At 71.8% G+C, this 16,627-nt stretch carries 22 protein-coding genes; 1 reads left to right on the top strand and 21 read right to left on the bottom strand.

The features are described 5' to 3' along the window. Nucleotides 1-16: 16 nt before the first annotated feature. From hypE to ACQEVJ_RS40785, 21 genes are all read right to left on the bottom strand, one after another. Nucleotides 17-1,096, bottom strand: coding sequence for a hydrogenase expression/formation protein HypE (gene hypE, locus ACQEVJ_RS40885; protein WP_433110183.1), 1,080 nt, complete (start codon nucleotides 1,094-1,096; stop codon nucleotides 17-19). Next, a complete protein-coding gene (gene hypD / locus ACQEVJ_RS40880; protein WP_433110181.1) occupies nucleotides 1,093-2,217 on the bottom strand; it encodes a hydrogenase formation protein HypD in 1,125 nt (374 codons plus the stop codon). Before hypD ends, hypE begins: the two co-directional genes overlap by 4 nt. Nucleotides 2,218-2,223: 6 nt before the next feature. After that, nucleotides 2,224-2,487 (bottom strand): HypC/HybG/HupF family hydrogenase formation chaperone, encoded by a 264-nt coding sequence (locus tag ACQEVJ_RS40875; protein WP_433110179.1) that lies wholly within the window; start codon nucleotides 2,485-2,487, stop codon nucleotides 2,224-2,226. Next, a complete protein-coding gene (locus tag ACQEVJ_RS40870; RefSeq protein ID WP_433110177.1) occupies nucleotides 2,462-2,860 on the bottom strand; it encodes a hydrogenase maturation nickel metallochaperone HypA in 399 nt (132 codons plus the stop codon). Before ACQEVJ_RS40870 ends, ACQEVJ_RS40875 begins: the two co-directional genes overlap by 26 nt. 5 nt (nucleotides 2,861-2,865) lie before the next feature. Continuing rightward, complete coding sequence (locus ACQEVJ_RS40865) at nucleotides 2,866-2,970, bottom strand: DUF6893 family small protein (RefSeq protein ID WP_433110175.1); 105 nt, start codon at nucleotides 2,968-2,970, stop codon at nucleotides 2,866-2,868. Beyond that, nucleotides 2,964-3,443: a hydrogenase maturation protease gene (locus ACQEVJ_RS40860; RefSeq protein WP_433110173.1), complete on the bottom strand. Its 480-nt coding sequence runs from the start codon at nucleotides 3,441-3,443 to the stop codon at nucleotides 2,964-2,966. Before ACQEVJ_RS40860 ends, ACQEVJ_RS40865 begins: the two co-directional genes overlap by 7 nt. Then, entirely contained in the window at nucleotides 3,440-4,717 is a 1,278-nt protein-coding gene (locus ACQEVJ_RS40855) for a hypothetical protein (RefSeq protein WP_433110171.1), read from the bottom strand. The genes ACQEVJ_RS40860 and ACQEVJ_RS40855 overlap by 4 nt, the downstream gene beginning before the upstream one ends. After that, nucleotides 4,714-5,349 carry a DUF6084 family protein gene (locus ACQEVJ_RS40850; RefSeq protein ID WP_433110169.1) on the bottom strand — a complete coding sequence of 212 codons (636 nt, stop codon included), beginning with the start codon at nucleotides 5,347-5,349 and terminating at the stop codon, nucleotides 4,714-4,716. The genes ACQEVJ_RS40855 and ACQEVJ_RS40850 overlap by 4 nt, the downstream gene beginning before the upstream one ends. A gap of 2 nt (nucleotides 5,350-5,351) precedes the next feature. Then, complete coding sequence (locus ACQEVJ_RS40845; protein ID WP_433110167.1) at nucleotides 5,352-5,963, bottom strand: DUF5947 family protein; 612 nt, start codon at nucleotides 5,961-5,963, stop codon at nucleotides 5,352-5,354. Continuing rightward, nucleotides 5,960-6,514 (bottom strand): NifU family protein, encoded by a 555-nt coding sequence (locus ACQEVJ_RS40840; RefSeq protein WP_433110165.1) that lies wholly within the window; start codon nucleotides 6,512-6,514, stop codon nucleotides 5,960-5,962. The genes ACQEVJ_RS40845 and ACQEVJ_RS40840 overlap by 4 nt, the downstream gene beginning before the upstream one ends. Next, nucleotides 6,511-8,322 (bottom strand): nickel-dependent hydrogenase large subunit, encoded by a 1,812-nt coding sequence (locus ACQEVJ_RS40835; RefSeq protein ID WP_433110163.1) that lies wholly within the window; start codon nucleotides 8,320-8,322, stop codon nucleotides 6,511-6,513. The genes ACQEVJ_RS40840 and ACQEVJ_RS40835 overlap by 4 nt, the downstream gene beginning before the upstream one ends. A gap of 2 nt (nucleotides 8,323-8,324) precedes the next feature. Further along, nucleotides 8,325-9,401 carry a hydrogenase expression protein HypE gene (locus tag ACQEVJ_RS40830; RefSeq protein ID WP_433110161.1) on the bottom strand — a complete coding sequence of 359 codons (1,077 nt, stop codon included), beginning with the start codon at nucleotides 9,399-9,401 and terminating at the stop codon, nucleotides 8,325-8,327. After that, the gene (locus ACQEVJ_RS40825) at nucleotides 9,364-10,068 is read right to left on the bottom strand and encodes a D-sedoheptulose-7-phosphate isomerase (RefSeq protein ID WP_433110159.1); all 705 of its coding nucleotides are present in this window, start codon (nucleotides 10,066-10,068) and stop codon (nucleotides 9,364-9,366) included. Before ACQEVJ_RS40825 ends, ACQEVJ_RS40830 begins: the two co-directional genes overlap by 38 nt. After that, on the bottom strand, nucleotides 10,065-10,274 hold the full coding sequence (locus tag ACQEVJ_RS40820; RefSeq protein ID WP_433110157.1) for a HypC/HybG/HupF family hydrogenase formation chaperone: 210 nt from the start codon (nucleotides 10,272-10,274) through the stop codon (nucleotides 10,065-10,067). Before ACQEVJ_RS40820 ends, ACQEVJ_RS40825 begins: the two co-directional genes overlap by 4 nt. Beyond that, complete coding sequence (locus ACQEVJ_RS40815) at nucleotides 10,271-10,855, bottom strand: D-sedoheptulose-7-phosphate isomerase (RefSeq protein ID WP_319018771.1); 585 nt, start codon at nucleotides 10,853-10,855, stop codon at nucleotides 10,271-10,273. The genes ACQEVJ_RS40820 and ACQEVJ_RS40815 overlap by 4 nt, the downstream gene beginning before the upstream one ends. Nucleotides 10,856-11,061: 206 nt before the next feature. Beyond that, nucleotides 11,062-11,334 carry a GlsB/YeaQ/YmgE family stress response membrane protein gene (locus ACQEVJ_RS40810; protein ID WP_433110155.1) on the bottom strand — a complete coding sequence of 91 codons (273 nt, stop codon included), beginning with the start codon at nucleotides 11,332-11,334 and terminating at the stop codon, nucleotides 11,062-11,064. 91 nt (nucleotides 11,335-11,425) lie between these two features. Continuing rightward, nucleotides 11,426-12,604: a hypothetical protein gene (locus ACQEVJ_RS40805; protein ID WP_433110153.1), complete on the bottom strand. Its 1,179-nt coding sequence runs from the start codon at nucleotides 12,602-12,604 to the stop codon at nucleotides 11,426-11,428. A gap of 93 nt (nucleotides 12,605-12,697) precedes the next feature. Beyond that, the gene (locus ACQEVJ_RS40800; protein ID WP_433110151.1) at nucleotides 12,698-13,351 is read right to left on the bottom strand and encodes a response regulator; all 654 of its coding nucleotides are present in this window, start codon (nucleotides 13,349-13,351) and stop codon (nucleotides 12,698-12,700) included. Then, nucleotides 13,348-14,535 carry a sensor histidine kinase gene (locus ACQEVJ_RS40795; RefSeq protein WP_433110149.1) on the bottom strand — a complete coding sequence of 396 codons (1,188 nt, stop codon included), beginning with the start codon at nucleotides 14,533-14,535 and terminating at the stop codon, nucleotides 13,348-13,350. Before ACQEVJ_RS40795 ends, ACQEVJ_RS40800 begins: the two co-directional genes overlap by 4 nt. A gap of 54 nt (nucleotides 14,536-14,589) precedes the next feature. After that, nucleotides 14,590-15,624, bottom strand: a complete 1,035-nt coding sequence (locus tag ACQEVJ_RS40790) for a LacI family DNA-binding transcriptional regulator (RefSeq protein WP_433110147.1) — start codon at nucleotides 15,622-15,624, stop codon at nucleotides 14,590-14,592. A gap of 21 nt (nucleotides 15,625-15,645) precedes the next feature. Next, nucleotides 15,646-15,861: a hypothetical protein gene (locus ACQEVJ_RS40785; protein ID WP_433110145.1), complete on the bottom strand. Its 216-nt coding sequence runs from the start codon at nucleotides 15,859-15,861 to the stop codon at nucleotides 15,646-15,648. A gap of 79 nt (nucleotides 15,862-15,940) precedes the next feature. On the opposite strand from ACQEVJ_RS40785, the gene ACQEVJ_RS40780 reads away from it, so the two are divergent. After that, on the top strand, nucleotides 15,941-16,576 hold the full coding sequence (locus ACQEVJ_RS40780) for a phosphoribosyltransferase (RefSeq protein ID WP_433110143.1): 636 nt from the start codon (nucleotides 15,941-15,943) through the stop codon (nucleotides 16,574-16,576). Nucleotides 16,577-16,627: the final 51 nt, after the last annotated feature.

The raw sequence follows: 16,627 nt of genomic DNA, 5'->3' as shown, positions 1-16,627 counted from the left end.
TGAGGTCACCTCCCCGTCAGCAGATCCGCGGCAGCGGGTCGCCGACCAGCACGTCGATGATTCGGGTGCCCCCGAAGGCGGTTTTCAGCAGCACCAGGCCGGGGGGATCGTCCCGGACGCGGCCGACGATCGCGGCGCCTCCGCCGAGCGGGTGGCTCCGCAGCGCGGCGAGCGCGGCGCCGGCGGCGTCCCCGTCCACGACCGCGACCATCCGGCCCTCGCAGGCGACGTAGAGCGGGTCGATGCCCAGCAGCTCACAGGCTCCGCGTACGGCCGGCCGTACGGGCACCGCGTCCTCCTCGACGACGACGGCGACGCCGGAGGCGCGGGCGATCTCGTTCAATATCGTCGCGACGCCGCCCCGGGTCGCGTCCCGCAGGCACCGTACGGCGCCGTCCCCCGTGTCCCGGAGGAGGGCGGCGATCAGACCGTTCAGCGGGGCGGTGTCCGACGTCACGTCGGCCTCGATGTCCAGCTCGCCCCGCGCCAGCATGATCGTGACACCGTGCTCGCCGACCGGGCCGGACACGAGGACAGCGTCGCCGGGACGGGCGTGCGCGACGCCGAGACGCGCGTCCCGCTCCAGCAGTCCCACGCCGGCGGTGGTGACGTAGCAGCCGTCGGCCTTGCCGCGCTGCACCACCTTGGTGTCCCCGGTCACGATCGACACCTCCGCCGCCGCGGCGGCCCGCGCCATCGACGCGCTGATGCGCCGCAGGTCCTCGACCGGGAACCCCTCCTCCAGGACGAAGCCCGCCGACAGGTACAGCGGCCGGGCCCCGCACACCGACAGGTCGTTGACGGTCCCGTTGACGGCGAGGTCGCCGATGTCGCCGCCGGGGAAGAACAGCGGGGAGACCACGTAGGAGTCGGTGGTGAACGCGAGCCGCGCGCCGCCCGCGCCGAACACCGCGCCGTCCTCCAGCGGCTCGAGCAGCGGGTTGCGGAACGCGTCGAGGAAGACCGCCTCGATCAGGGTCTGGGTCGCCTTGCCGCCCGCTCCGTGGGCCATCGTGATGTGCTCCTCGCGCACGCGGGCCTTCCGCTGCCGCGCACGGTCGATGCGTTCGAGGACCTGCTCTTCACGGCTCGTCACCGCGTCGCCTCCCTCACCCGCTGCCGGGAGAAGCGGCCGAAGTTGTAGTAGGCCGCGCAGGCGCCCTCGGACGACACCATGCAGGTGCCGATCGGCGTCTCCGGCGTGCAGGCCGTGCCGAAGACCTTGCACTCCCACGGCTTGAGCACGCCCTTGAGCACCTCGCCGCACTGGCATGCCTTCGGATCGGCCACCCGGCCGCCGGGGATCTCGAACAGCCGCTCCGCGTCGTACGCCGCGTACTTCTCGCGCATGCGCAGCGCCGAGTGCGAGATGAAGCCGAGGCCGCGCCACTCGAAGTAGGGCCGCAGCTCCATCACCTCGCCGATGGCCCGCAGGGCCCTGACGTTGCCCGCCCACGGCACGACCCGGGCGTACTGGTTCTCGACCTCCGACCGCCCCTCGGCCAGCTGGAGCAGCAGCATGTAGACCGACTGGAGGATGTCCAGCGGCTCGAAGCCCGCCACGACCAGCGGCTTGCCGTAGTCGCGGGCGATGAACTCGTACGGCCGGCAGCCGATGATCGTGGAGACATGGCCGGGCCCGATGAAGCCGTCGAGACGCAGGTCGGGCGAGTCCAGGATGGCCTTGATCGCCGGAATGATCGTCACGTGGTTGCAGAACACCGAGAAGTTCCGCACGCCCTCGGCCGCCGCCCGCAGCACGGTCATGGCGGTCGACGGCGCGGTGGTCTCGAACCCGATGGCCATGAAGACCACCTGGCGGTCCGGATCGCGCCGGGCGATCTTCAGGGCGTCCAGCGGCGAGTAGACCATGCGGATGTCGGCGCCCTGGGCCGTGGAGTCGAAGAACGACCCGCGCCCGCCCGGCACCCGCATCATGTCCCCGAAGGACGTCATGATCACATCTGGCCGTTCGGCGATGTGGATCGCGTCGTCCACGCGGCCCATCGGGATCACGCAGACCGGGCAGCCCGGGCCGTGCACCAGCGTGATCGTCTCGGGCAGGTAGTCCTCCAGCCCGTGCTTGTAGATGGTGTGGGTATGGCCGCCGCACACCTCCATGAACTTGTAGGCCCGGCCCGGCTCGCACAGGCTCGCGATCCTGGCGGACAGCGCCCGCGCCTTGTCCGCGTCGCGATACTCGTCGACGAAACGCACCGTTGCTCACCTCTCCGTCGACGAGTCGCCGATGGACGAGTTGCGGAGTGCCGCCAGCTCGTCCTCGTACGCCTGGCCGATGCCCTCCAGGAACTCAAGCGCGGCCCTGGCCTCGGCCTCGTCGATCTTCGACAGTGCGAAGCCGACGTGGATCAGGACCCAGTCGCCGGGCCCCAGGGGCTGGCCGTCGAGCAGGCCGATGTTGACGGCCCGCCGGACCCCGCTCACGTCGACCCTGGCGAGGTCAGTCTGGTCCGGCGGGATCTCCACGATCTCGCCCGGAATGCCAAGGCACATAGGACGCCTCCGCTGGTTCGAGCTGGATGGATTCGAGGACGAGGCTGTCGCCGCCCTCCATGTCGACGTCGATGCCCCCGCACAATCCGCAGATCGTGAGCGGGTCGGCGCACGTAGCGGAGTGCCCGCAGCCCCGGCAGATGAGCCGTACGGGCTCGATGACCAGGTCGAGCGTCGCGCCCTCGGCGACCGTGCCGGCGGAGGCCAGGCAGAAGGCCTGGTCGAGGGCCTGCGGGCTGATGCGCAGCAGCGCGCCCGCCCGCACCCGGGCCCGGCGCACCCGCCTGCCGTCGGCCCGGCGCTCGACGGCGTCGACCACGGCCTCGGCGATCCCGAACTCGTGCATCGGTGTCACATCCTTCTGATCCGCAGGTAGCGCCGGATGTCGGGCAGCGACTGGACGACCAGCACGCCCACCCCGGCCGCGAGCAGCACGAAGACCACGCGTTTCAGCATCGCCGCTCCTCCTCCGCGATCTCTTCCGCGATCAGTTCGAGCACCAGGGCGGCCGCCTCGGGGACGGCCGCCGCGACCGGCGGGCTCAGGTCCATCCCCGGAGAGACGTCGGCGGGCTCGCAGCCGACCAGCAGGACTCTGTCTCCCGGTGGGAGATCGAGGCCGGAGGCCAGCGTGAGCACCGCGTCGGGGGTCATCGCGTGCGCATCCACGAAGGCCGGCGCCGCTTCCGGAGACGTGGGCTCCAGGACGGACAGGGTGCCGGGGGCCCGTCCCCCCGGGATCGCGTCCACGAGGATCGTGAGGTCGTATCCCGAGGTCAGCTCGTAGGCGAGATGGATGCCCCGGATGCCGAAGTCGCCGACCTCCACCCCGTCGGGCACCCCGGCGGCGGCGAGGCGGCGGGCCACCGCCACGCCGAAACCGTCGTCCCCGAGGAAGACGTTGCCCACACCGGCCACCAGGGTTCTCATGCGGGTTCCACCTCGTCGGGCGCGAAGTAGAGGAAACGCCGCTGCTCGCGCTGGAGGTCGGCGGCCGGGTCGTCCTCCAGCGTGACGGCCAGGTGGCGCAGGCCGTCCAGGTCGAGGAACACCGCCTCGACCCGGGCGGTCCGCCCGGCCAGGAACATGTCGTGCGCGTCGGCGCGACGCCGGCCGGGCCGCAGCCGTACCCGGCTCCCCTTGGCGATCCGCACCCCGCCGACGACCACGCTCTCGTCTCCGGCCGGCTTCGCGGCGGGCACCTCCAGGTGGCGGATGGCGCCGTGGAGGCGTTCGAGCAGTTCCGGCGACAGGTCGGCGGCCCGTTCGAGGATCTCGGCGGCGCGCGGGTCGGTGACCCGGGCCTCGCGCTTCTCCTCCTCGGTCAGGGTCAGCGTGCGCAGCGTGAGCAGTTCGTCGATCTCGGTCGAGTCGAACAGGTCACCCGGGCTCTCCGGGGCGATGGCCGGGTGGTCGTACAGGATGATCGGCGAGGACAGCACGACGTCGCGGCGGCCGGGCTCGCCCACCAGGACCGGCCAGGTGTTCTCGTTGCGGCACTGCCGCGCCGCCGCCTCGGCCCACATCGGCGGGTCGAGCAGCGAGACGAAGGCCCCTCCGCTCACCCCGATCAGCAGGTGGGCGGCGATCAGCGAGCGGCGCAGGGCCTCCTCGCGCGGCGCGTCCGCCCGCTCCCAGTGGGCCGTGTTCTCCACCTCGACCCGCAGGCGGACCAGCCCGTACGGCCCGGGCAGCCGTTCGGCGGAGATCCGCATCTCCGCGCCGAGCGGCTGGTGCTCGCAGACGATCCGGCCGGTCCGCTCGCCGCCGGGACCGGCGATGGGCTCGATGACGCGGTCGCCGGGCACCCGGACCTCGATCGTGCGCCCCCCGCCCGTCACGTGTGTCAGGGACAGCCCGGTGCGGGCCTCCCGCTCGGTGGCCTCGTCGTAGCTGAGGTAGTCGCGCCCTCCGACGGTCAGCTTCGGCACGGGCCAGTAGCCGTCGTCCTCCTCCCGCTCGACCGTCCTGCTCCTGACGTGCAGGAACCGCAGGCGCAGGTCAAGCTGGGCCTCGCCGGGGGCCTCCAGCAGGCACTCGGTGACGCTGGTGGACGGCTCGCCGGGGTAGTTCGGCGGCACGAGCACGCCGAACTGCCAGCGCATGCGGTTCTTGGCGGCCGAGGCGCGGTAGGGGTAGAGCAGGTAGCCCTCGTACAGCACGGCGTCCGCGACGCGGCGGGCCGCGTCCATCGGCGCGGTCACCGGCCCGCCTCCTTCAGCAGGGCTTCCACGGCCTCGTCCACGGTGGCGAGGACCCGTTCGGACTTGAAGCGGAGGATCTCGCGCACGGTGTCGCGGCGCAGCCGCAGCCATCCGGAGCCGGGGAAGGCGGTGTCGATCGTCTCGCGCCACACCGCGACCGGCAGGCGGTGGCGGGTCTCGCAGTGCCAGGGGATCTGCCGCATACTCACCCCGCCGCCGGAGCGGGCGAGCACGGTCCCGCTGAACAGCATCAGCAGCGGGATCTCGCCGTCGTCCAGGGAGGCGAAGTATCTGCCCGCGGCCACCTCCAGGTCGTAGCCGCACGGCACGGGCAGGTCGATTTCCGTGCTCGCGGTGAAGGTGGGCACCATCGCCTGCGCCATGGCGAACTGCACCGGCCGCAGCGTGTCGCCCCACCGGGCCGGCTCGCCGAACAGGTCCGCCAGCAGCGCCGCCTCCTGCGGCCCGTACGGCCTGCGGCGCGGCTCGATCCTGATCTGGCAGCGCAGCGCGATGGCGTGGACGCCCTCGGGGGAGGGGTCGGTGACGCGCAGGCGGAAGACGAGCGTGGGCGAGGCCGCGTACGGCTCCGGCCGGGCGTCCAGGCAGTCGAAGCGGAGATCACCGTCCAAGTTCAGCCCCTTTCAACGATGCGGGCCCGCCGGCGAAGGGCGGCGAAGAAGCCGTCGATGGCCTCCCACGCCTCCCGCCCGCCGCCGAAGCCCTTCCAGTGCAGCCGTACGAGGCCGACGAGCCGGTAGCAGGCGTCGATCGGCACGAGATGGCAGGAGAACGACCCGTCGGGAGCCCGGTCCACCAGCAGCGCCTCGACGTCGGGCTCGGCGTCCGCCAGCGCCGGGTTGGCCGCGAGCACCCGCTCCCAGGTCGCGAGCGGGAGCAGCGACTCGGTCGCCCCGGCCGGGCTGGGATAGAAGGCCACGGTCCGGCCGAGCGAGGAGTTGTGGAAGAAGAACGCCGTACGCACCGGGATGCCCAGGTCGTCCCAGTCGGCGGGGGAGACCTGGAAGGACGGCGCGTAGAGGAAGCGGTCGGGCACGGCGCGATACCGGCCCTGGCCCGGCCGGACGAACAGCAGGTGGCAGCCTCGGCAGGCGCACATCAGCGCCCGGGTCTCCAGGTCGACGACGTGCCCGTGCTCCTCTGACAGGAGCTCGGCGCACATCTCGCACCGCTCCGCCTCCTCGGCTCGGGCCGGTTCGCGGAAGCGGCGCAGGCCGGTGGTCACGACACCTCCTCGGGCACCGGACACGGGCCGGGCGGGCGTCTGCCTATCTGCAGCAGCGGCACCGCATCCGTAACGGCACCCTCGACGTCCACCCGCGCGACCTCGGGGGCCACCCGGGCGATGGCGCGCTCGATCGACTCGGTGACCGTGATCCGCGACGAGGGGCAGCCGTCGCAGGCCCCCTCCAGCCGCAGCCGTACGACGCTGCCCCCCATGCCGTCGTCCACACCGAGCAGTTCGACGCCGCCCTCGTGCAGGCCGAGGTAGGGGCGCACGCCGTCGAGCGCGGCCCGCACCCGCTCCGCGGTGGTCAGCGGGTGCAGGTCGTGCAGCACGAGCAGGCCCGAGACCAGCGGGTCCTCCACCAGATCGCGCAGCGCGCCGGCCGCCCCGGTCTCGGTGACGATCGCCATGACGCGTTCGAGGCCCGCGCCGTAGAGGCCGACGACCTCCCGTAGGAGTTCCTCCGCCATGGCACGGGTTTCGGCGTCCACCAGCGCGCCGAGCAGTCGCTCGATCCGCTCACCGGAGGCGGCGACGTCGTGAGTCATGGCGTCCCCGTGAACGCGTGCGGGCTGTGCACCATGCGCAGCTGCCTGCCCCGCCCGAGGTACATGTGGACGCCGCAGGGCAGGCACGGGTCGAAGCTGCGCACGGTGCGCATGATGTCGATGCCCTTGAAGCTCTCCGGCGGGTTCTCCTCGAAGATCGGCGTGTTCTGCACCGCGTCCTCGTACGGCCCCGGGGTGCCGTTGAAGTCGCGCACGCTGGCGTTCCACGGCGTCGGCGGGTAGGGGTGATAGTTGGCGATCCTGCCGCCCCTGATCACCATGTGGTGCGACAGGACGCCCCGCACCGCCTCGGTGAAGCCGCAGGAGATCGCCTCGTCGGGCACGGTGAACGGCGACCACGTCTGGGTGTGCCCCTGGCGGACCTCGCCCAGCGCCTGCTCCGCGAAGTGCAGCGCGCAGGCGGCGGCGTACGCCTGGAAGTACGTCCTGGCCCGGTTGCGCTCGATGGCGTTCGACAGCAACTCCCCGTTGCGCTGGGGGATCCGCCACTCGAACGTCTTCTCCGGGCGGGTCGCCGTCCTGGGCAGGTTGATCTCCACGCTGTGCCCGGTGGACCGGACGTAGCCGATGTCCACCAGGCCGGACAGGGCGGTGACCCACAGGCGGGCGAGCGGCCCGCCGCCGGTGTCGAGCGCGAGCAGGTTCTGCCCGTCGAACCAGCGGGGCGACATCACCCAGCTGTACTTGTCGGTGAAGTCGCGCTTCTGCGGATGCGGGATCGTGTGCTGGTTCCACGGATGCCGGATGTCCACCGGGTTGCCCAGCGGGTCCTCGGTGACGAACGGCTCCTGGTCGGCCCAGTCGTCGTAGTAGGAGCTGCCCAGCAGGATGCGGATGCCGAGGTTGATGTCCACCAGGTCGTTGGTGACGAGTTCCCCGTCCACCACGATGCCCGGACTGACGAACATCCTGCGGCCCCAGTCGTTCATGTTCCGGTAGTCGAAGTCGCAGTGCTCGGGGTCCTGGAAGCTGCCCCAGCAGCCGAGCATCACCCGTCGCCGGCCCACCTGCTCGTAGCCGGGCATCGCGTCGTAAATAAAGTCGAACAGGTCGTCGTGCATGGGGACGACCCGCTTCATGAACTCGACGTACCGCATCAGCCGGGTGAGGTAGTCGGTGAACACCTGCACGGTCGCCACCGTGCCCACCCCGCCGGGGTAGAGCGTGGAGGGGTGCACGTGCCTGCCCTCCATCAGGCAGAACATCTCCCGGGTGGTGCGGCTCATCGCCAGCGCCTCGCGGTAGAACTCGCCCTCCAGCGGGTTCAGCGAGCGCATGATGTCGGCGATCGTGCGATATCCGTGGTCGGCCGCGTGCGGCGCCTCGGTCCGCTCGGCCTGCGCCAGCACGCCGGGGTTGGTCTCGCGGACCATCTTCTCGCAGTAGTCGACCCCGACCAGGTTCTCCTGGAAGATGTTGTGGTCGAACATGTACTCGGCGGCCTCACCGAGATTGATCATCCATTCGCCGAGGTGCGGAGGGCGCACGCCGTACGCCATGTTCTGGGCGTACACCGAGCAGGTGGCGTGGTTGTCGCCGCAGATCCCGCAGATCCGGCTGGTGATGAAGTGGGCGTCGCGCGGATCCTTGCCCTTCATGAAGATGCTGTAGCCCCGGAACACCGATGAGGTGCTGTAGCACTCCGCGACCTCGCGGTTGGCGAAGTCGACCTTCGCGTAGATGCCGAGACTGCCGACGATCCTGGTGATCGGATCCCAGGCCATCTCGACCAGTTCGCGTTCCTTCTCGGTGGGGAGCGGCTGCTCCCGGTCGCGTTGCAGCGTCATCGCTAACTCCAGGGCGCCTTGTAACCGGTGAGCAGTTCGCGGCCCTTCTTGTGCCACTTCGGCTCTTTGTCGACCGTCTTGAACGTGATGCCGCGCAGCGCGCGGATCACCGTGCCGTACGCCCCGCTCGCGGTCGAGGAGACGCGGGCGCCGGGCGGCTCGTCCATGAACGGCATGAACTTGTCCGGGAAGCCGGGCATCGTGCACGCGATGCAGATGCCGCCCACGTTGGGGCAGCCGCCGATGCCGTTGATCCAGCCGCGCTTGGGCACGTTGCACCTCACGACCGGCCCCCAGCAGCCGATCTTGACCAGGCACTTCGGCGAGCCGTACTCGGTGGCGAACTGGCCCTGCTCGTAGTAGCCGGCCCGGTCGCAGCCCTCGTGCACGGTCTGGCCGAACAGCCACGTGGGACGCAGCATGTGGTCCAGCGGGATCATCGGCGCCTGCCCGGCGAGCTGGTAGAGCAGGTAGAGGATCGTCTCCGACAGGTTGTCGGGGTGGATCGGGCAGCCGGGCACGTTGACGATGGGCAGCCCGGCCTTCGACCGCCAGTCCCAGCCCAGGTAGTCGGCCACGCCCATCGCCCCGGTCGGGTTGCCCGCCATCGCGTGGATGCCGCCGTACGTCGCGCAGGTGCCGGCGGCGAGCACGGCGGTCGCCTTGGGCGCGAGACGGTCGAGCCATTCGCTGGTGGTCATCGGCTGGCCGGTGTCGGGGTTGTTGCCGAACCCGCACCAGTAGCCCTCGCGCTTGATCGACTCGTTGGGGATCGATCCCTCGATCACCAGCACGAACGGGTCGAGCTCGCCTCGGTCGGCCTTGAAGTACCACTCGATGAAGGTGTCCGCGCCCTGCATCGGGCCGCACTCGAAGTCGATCAGCGGCCAGTGGACCGCGACCTTGGGCAGGCCGGGCAGCGCGCCGAGCACGATCTCCTCGATGCTCGGCTGGGTCGCGGCCGTGAGCGCGACCGAGTCGCCGTCGCAGCTCAGCCCGGCGTTTATCCACAGGATGTGGACGACGGGCTCCTCCTGCCCGTCAGACGCCGCCCGCGGCGGCTGTACCGGCGCCGTCATCGCTGTCACCAGCTTCCATACGGGTCAATGCCTGCTGGGTGAGCTCCCAGAGCGCGTGATAGACGGTGGTCTGGGCCTCCTGGATGCGGTGCACAGAGGCCGACGGCACCACGAACAGATGGTCGATGGTGCCGAGCTCGGCCATCTGGCCGCCGCCGTAGCCGGCCAGCCCGACCGTGAGCATGCCGCGCCGCTCCGCCTCCTCGAACGCGGCGATGAGGTTGCGGGAGTTGCCGCTGGTGGACAGGCCCAGTGCGATGTCTCCCGCGAAGGCGGACGCGGCGAGCTGCCGGGCGAAGACCACCTCGAAGCCGATGTCGTTCGCCAGCGCCGTCACCACCGCGATGTCGGCCGTGAGGGCGAACGCCGGCAACGGGCGCGCGGTGCCTCCGGGGTTCATGAAGAGCGTGGCCACGTCCTGGGCGTCGGTCGAGCTGCCCCCGTTGCCGAAGGCGAACAGCCGGGCCCCCGCCGCGAACGCCTTCGCCATCGCCTCGGCGCAGGCGGCGATCCGCTCCCCGTCGCGCTCCAGCACCTCCCGGCGCAGGGTGACGATCTCGTCGACCTTCTCCACCGTCGACTGGCGTACGGAGGTCATCACCGCGTCGAGGTCGGTGGACCCGGAGTAGAGGAAGGGGTAGAGCGCCGCCATCGAGTCGTCGGTCATCGCTTCACCTCCCGGACCACCGCGATGGCCTCCTTGGCGTGGACCAGGACGGTGTCGCCGGGCTCGGTGTCCACAAGGGCGACGCTGACCACCTCCCGGCCACGGCCGGTGTCGACGAGGGCGAGGTCCTGCTCCAGGAGCCGTACGACGGTCACCGCGACCGCCTCGTCCGAGCAGGTGACGCACGTCTCGTCGTGGCAGTTCATGGGATGACCCTTGGATCCAGCACGCCGGGCTGCTCGAAGAACACGTGCACCAGCTCCCAGAGGATGTGGTAGGTGGTGACGTGCACCTCCTTGACCACGCGGGGGTCGGCGGAGCGGGCGATCAGGACGTGGTCGACGGCCGGGCTGCGGCCGATCGGGCCGCCGTCGTCGCCGCCGGTCAGCGCCAGCGTGAGCAGGCCGAGCCGGTGCGCCGTCTCCAGGCCCCTGAGCACGTTCACGCAGCCCCCGTCGGGCGAGATGCCCAGCGCGATGTCCCGCGGCGCGGCGAGGCGGCGAAGCTGGTGCGCGAAGACCTCGTCCAGGCCCGCCGTCGCGGCCACCCCCGTGATCGTCGCGACGTCGCTCGTGAGCGAGAACGACGGCAGCGCGCGTTTGCCCACGATCACCGGGTGGACGAACTCCACCGAGATGTGCTGGGCGTCGGTGGCGGCCTCGCCGTTGCCGAAGACGATGAGCCTGCCGCCGCCGTGGAAGCGCGTCGCCATCGCGTGACAGGCCCTGGCCACCACGTCGGCCTCGTCGGCCAGGCCGAGCGCCGGCCCCACACGACGAGCGAACACCTCCGGAACACGTGCAAGGACCGCCTGGTCCATCGCGGACCACTTCCCCCGGATCGCGTCTTCCCCGCAGGAAATCCCCTGGTTAACGACCGTACGCCGAGCCGTGACGGGGGGAATCAATAGATGTCGGTGATTTCGTAAAGATCACTACAGTCCGGACATGCTGATGGCCCCGGACGTGCCGGGGCCATCAGTGGGGTGAGGGCCTAACCGACGCTTCTGCGGTGGTACACCCCTGCGGCCAGGGCGACGCCGATGGCGGCCAGGACGACCTGGATGATCAGCTGGATCCAGCCGAACCCGCCCGCTGGGGCGACTCCCAGCGCTCCGGCGATCGCCGTGCCGATGAGAGCGGCGATGATACCGATGACCACGGTCAGCCAGATAGGGATGGCCTGGCGCCCCGGAACGACCAGCCGACCGAGAGCGCCGATGATGAGTCCGATGATTATGGCGGAGATGATGCCACTGACGGCCATGCTGCCACCCTCCTTGAGTTCGGCTGCCTGCCTCCTGCCCAATTGGGGTGCTATAACACGCATTGATAGCTAATGTCCGGCTTCTTGTGTGTCAGGAGGCCTCCGGGCCCGCGACGATCAATCCATCCGTGGAGTTGTAGGAGGCGGTGGTCGTCGCGGCGTCCTTGCCCACGTCCGGAACGGATGACGCCCCGGCGCGGATGAGCAGGGTCGTGCCGGGGATGTGCGCGATGTCCTCGCCGGCGCCGTAGCCGCCGAACCCCCGCCCGGACGGCGGCCGGAGCGCCTCCGTCTTCGACCACCGTCCCTTGTTGATTCGACCACTGTGGAGGTGCCACATCGGCTCGGCGAGCCCGTAGTCGAACCACACGCCGCCGGCGCCGTCGTCGACCACGCCGTGCAGGGACGCGGTGCGGGCCGGCGGAGTCACCCTGCGCCAGGTCTTCCCCCGCCGCCGCAACGCGATGGCGTCATCGGGGCCGCCGTCCAGGTCATAGCAGGTCACCCAGACGTCCCCCTGGCCCGCGACCACGATGTCCTTCACCTGGCTCGCCCCATAGGCGATCCCGCGCGGGAAGACCTTCGCCGGAATCGTGATCCGGCGCAGTGACCGTCCGTCCCAGTGCAGCAGGGCGGGGGCCTCGGTCTGGGCGCCGGGCCTGCCCGACCTCAGCCACCCGCCCACCCAGACGTCGCGTCCGCCGCGTACGAGGATGTCGGTGACCGCCAGTCCCTTCGGCGACGGGATGGTGTGCCACGCCTTGCCGTCGTGGCGGAGCAGCCTGCTCTCGTTCCTGGTCCACGTCGCCAGCCAGGCGCCCCCGCCGGATGTGGCGGCGATCTCGTTGGCGCCGGGCGCCGGCGGCGGCACGCTCCGCCACCGGCGGCCGTCCCAGCGCACCACCTCGTTCCCGTCGTGCTCGTCCCCGTCGTGCGCGGACGTCAGCGCCCAGACGCTCGACGGAGCGGCGGACAGAGACCGGATCCTGCCGTGTGGCGGCAGAGCGGCCCGGTGCCACGTCATGCCGTCGAAGTGCGCCAGGGTCTGGGTTCCGTCCTTGCCGCTGTAGGTCCTCTTGACCCCGCGCACGTACCGATCCTGGGTGCCCACCGCCCAGATGTCCCGTGCGCCGGCCGCCGCCACGAGATCGATGCGGTCGTAGCCCTTGTGCGGGGGCAGATCGGCGTACGACCAGACCGGTGCCGGTGCCGGTGCCGCGAGCGCCGGCGTCACAGTGGCCGCCCCGGTGACCGCTCCTATGATCGCCATTGGCGCCACGATACGTCTCATCATCGACTTCCCTTCCGTACTCCTCTGAGGAGCTCTGAGGAGTACGACGGCCGGGGATGCGGCCAGGTTCGGCTACCCGCCGCCTGCGATGCCGTTCTCCCAGGCCCAGGCGGCGATCTCGACCCGGTTGCGCAGGCCGAGCTTGGCCTGGACGCCGGCCACGTGGCTCTTGACCGTGCTCAGCGAGATGAACAGCTCTGCCGCGATCTCCTGGTTCGTACGGCCCCGGGCGACGGCCCTGACGACCTCCAACTCACGGTTCGAGAGTGGATGGTCCACCCTGCCGGAGGCCGGGGGATGAGACGTCAGGTGGCGCAGCAGCCGCAGGGTGACCGACGGGGAGACCAGGGCGTCCCCCTGGTGGGCGGCCCGCACGGCCTCCACGAGCAGGGCGGGGCCGCAGTCCTTGAGGACGAAGCCGGTCGCGCCCGCCCGCAGCGCGCCGTAGACGTACTCGTCCAGGTCGAACGTGGTGACCACGACCACCCGCAGCGGATCGGGGACGCCCGGCCCGGCCAGGGCGCGGGTCACCTCGATGCCGTCGAGCCGGGGCATGCGCACGTCCACCAGGCACACGTCCGGCCGCAGCCGCCGGGCCGCCTCCACGGCCTCGGCGCCGTCGGCCGCCTCGGCGACCACCTCGATGTCGGGCTGGTCCTCCAGGATCAGCCGCAGGCCGCCGCGGACCATCGCCTGGTCGTCGGCAACCAGCACGGTGATCGTCATCGGCGTGCCCGCTCCTGCGAGGGCGAGGGCGAGGGCGCGGGCAGGGGGACAGGCAGGGTGGCGAGCACCGACCAGCCGGACCCGGGACGCGGCCCGGCACGCAGCGCGCCGCCGAGGGCCTCGACCCGCTCGCGCATCCCGATCAGGCCGTACCCGCCGCGCTGGTGGTGCCGCGAGGGGCCCCGCGGCGAGTCGTCGGCGACCTCGACGGTGAGCGTCTCACGGTCCCGCTCCACGGTGACCGTGACCGAGCGGGCGTTCGGGGCATGGCGCGAGATGTTGGTCAGCGACTCCTGGATGACCCGGTAGACCGTGCCGGCCACCTCGGGCGGCCACGCCGCCGTCTCCTCCTCACCGGGCAGCCGCAGGCGCACCGCACGGCCGCCGGCCTCGAAGCGCCCGACCAGTTCGCCCAGCTCGCCCGGCCCGCCCGGCCCGCCCAGCCCGCCGGGCGCGGGGGCGGCGGGCTCGTCCGGGTCGCGCAGCAGGCCGACGACGCGGCGCATCGCGGCCAGCGCGTCGGACCCGGCGGATTCGATCTCGGCCAGGGCGTCGCCCGCCTTCTCGGGGCTCTTCCGCGCGACCAGGCGGGCGGCCTGGGCCTGGACCACGATGCCGGTGACGTGATGGGCGACGACGTCGTGCAGTTCGCGGGCGAGCCTCAGCCGTTCCGCGCGGCGCACCCTGTCGGCGACGGCCCGCCTGCGGGCGTCGAGCAGCCGCGGGCACAGCCCGGCCACGACGGCGGCGGCCCAGGTCAGGACGTTCATCAAAGTGACCGAGGGCACTCCGGCGGCGAGCGTGTGCGCCGTCAGAAGGCTGCCGGCGGCGACGGCCAGACCGCCGGCCGCCACGCCGCAGGCCGTGCGGACCGGCAGCGCCCTGACCGCCGTGGCGACCAGCACCGCCAGGCCGAGGGCCATCCCGGGACCTGGCTCGCTGGGCAGATCGGCGAACCTGGCGGCCAGGACGGCGGTCGCGGCGACGGCCAGACCGGCCGCGGCCGCGCGTGCCGGATCGAACCGGCGCGCCAGGGTGATCACGCACACCACCGCCCCGGCGGCGCAGTCGAACCGCCAGTAGCCGCCGCCCCAGCTGTCGGCGATCCGGGAGGCCCAGAACGCCAGCACCGCGGCGAACACGGCGCCCAGCCCGGCGTCGGCCGCCCATCCCCCTACACGCACAGCAGCGAGGCTACGAGATCGGCCACCCTGGGCAGAACCGGCCGAAAGTACTGTTTATCGGCGTGGCGGTGCCGTGCTCTCCCGTACGACGAGGGTGGTCGCGAGCTCGACCCGGTGCTGTTCGAGCGGCTCGCCGTCCGCCAGGGCCAGAACCATCCGCACGGCGGCGGCTCCCATCTGGACGAGCGGCTGCCGCACGGTCGTCATCGGCGGTCCGGCCCACTGGGTGAACGACAGGTCGTCGAACCCGACGACGCTCAGGTCCTCGGGGATGCGCAGCCCGGCCCTCCTGGCGGCCTCGTACACGCCGAGCGCCTGCAGGTCGTTGGCGGTGAAGACGGCGGTCGGGGGATCGGGCAGGCGCAGCAGTTCGGCCGCGTCACGCAGGCCGCCCTCCACGTACAGGGTGCTGACGCGCACGAGCGCGGGGTCCACGGGCACGCCCGCCGCGTCCATCGCGGCGCGGTAGCCGTCGAGCCGCGCCCGGCAGCACGGCCACTGCGTCGGCCCGCTCAGCATCGCGATGCGGCGGTGGCCGAGATCGAGCAGGTGGCGGGTCGCGGCCATCCCGCCGCTCCAGTTGGTCGCGCCGACCGACGGGGTCTGGTGCAGCGGCTCGCCGGTCGGGTCGAGCACGACCAGGGGGATCGAGCGGGTGGCGAGCTGCGACTGCTGCTGCACGGTGAGCTCGGAGAAGACCGCCACGACACCGGTGGGGCGGCGGGCGAGCACCTGCTCGGTCCACGCCCTGCCCGGGGTGAGCCGGCCCTGCATCTCGGTCAGCACCACGGCCAGCTCGCGCTCCCGCGCGACCTGCTCGACGCCCTGGATGATCTCCAGCGCCCACAGGCTCTCCAGGGCGTGGAAGACCAGTTCCAGGATCGCGGCGGGCTCGCTGTCGCGGCGCCGGTATCCGTGCTCCCGCAGCACCGCCTCCACCCGCTGCCGGGTGGCCAGGGCGACTCCCGCATGCCCGTTGAGCACCCGCGACACGGTCGGCGCGGACACTCCCGCCAGGTGGGCGATCTCGGCCACGGTCAGCCTCTGACGCGGAAGCTCCCTGTCGAGGGCCCGGTCGGTCGAGGTCACGGCGACAGTCTACGCACCGACTTACGGACTCTCCTGCGGCCGGATCAAGCCGGCCGCGAGCAGCAGTTCGTGGGCGAGCCGGGCGGCGTGCTCGGGCCGGGCCTGCCCGGCCTCCTCCAGCGGCCCGCCCTCCAGGCCGCCCGCCAGCACCCGGACGGCCTCGGCGAGCGCGCGCACCTGCCGTTCCGTCGTGTCGAGCCTGGCCTTGAGCTCGTCGATTTCTCCGGGATGGGACATGCTTCAAGTCTTCCCCGGGCCCTTCGGCCCTACCGCGGACGGCGGCGGAGAACGACGGTGAAAGGCAGGGGTGACTGTCGTGTTCGTCGATCGTCGTGACGCCGGCCTGCGCCTGGGCGAGCGATTGCGCGGACTCCAGGGGGTGGAGGACGCGGTCGTCCTCGGGCTGCCCCGAGGAGGCGTTCCGGTGGCGTTCCAGGTGGCCAGGGCCCTCGGCGCCCCCCTGGACGTGATCGTCGTACGCAAACTGGGCGTGCCCTACCAGCCGGAGCTGGGCTTCGGCGCAATCGGCGAGGGCGGGGTGCGGGTGGTGAACCCCGACGTCGTACGGCTCGCCAACATCACCCGAGACGAGATGGCCGAGGTGGAGGAGCGCGAGCGGGCCGAGCTGGAGCGCCGTGCCCGCCGCTTCCGGGGCGGCCGCGAGCCGGTGGACCTGGCCGGCCGCACGGTGATCGTGGTGGACGACGGGATCGCGACGGGCGGGACGGCCCGCGCCGCCTGCCAGGTGGCCCGTGCGCACGGAGCCTCCCGGGTGGTGCTCGCGGTGCCGGTCGGCGCCCCCGAGACGATCGCGAGCCTGCGCAGGGACGCCGACGAGGTCGTCTGCCTGGACACGCCCGGCCACTTCTACGCGATCGGCGCGTGGTACGACGACTTCACGCAGACGAGCGACGAGGACGTGGTCGAGTGCTTGCGGCTGGCAGCCGAATAGGGACCATCGGCCCTGGTAGAGGCCGTGGCCGGGTGCGCAGCGTGGGATGGA

This window comes from Microbispora sp. CA-102843, from assembly GCF_050936215.1.
In the GTDB taxonomy this organism is placed as follows: Bacteria; Actinomycetota; Actinomycetes; order Streptosporangiales; family Streptosporangiaceae; genus Microbispora.
Note: the sequence above shows the minus strand (reverse complement) of the source record. Positions and strands in the feature narration are given on the sequence as shown.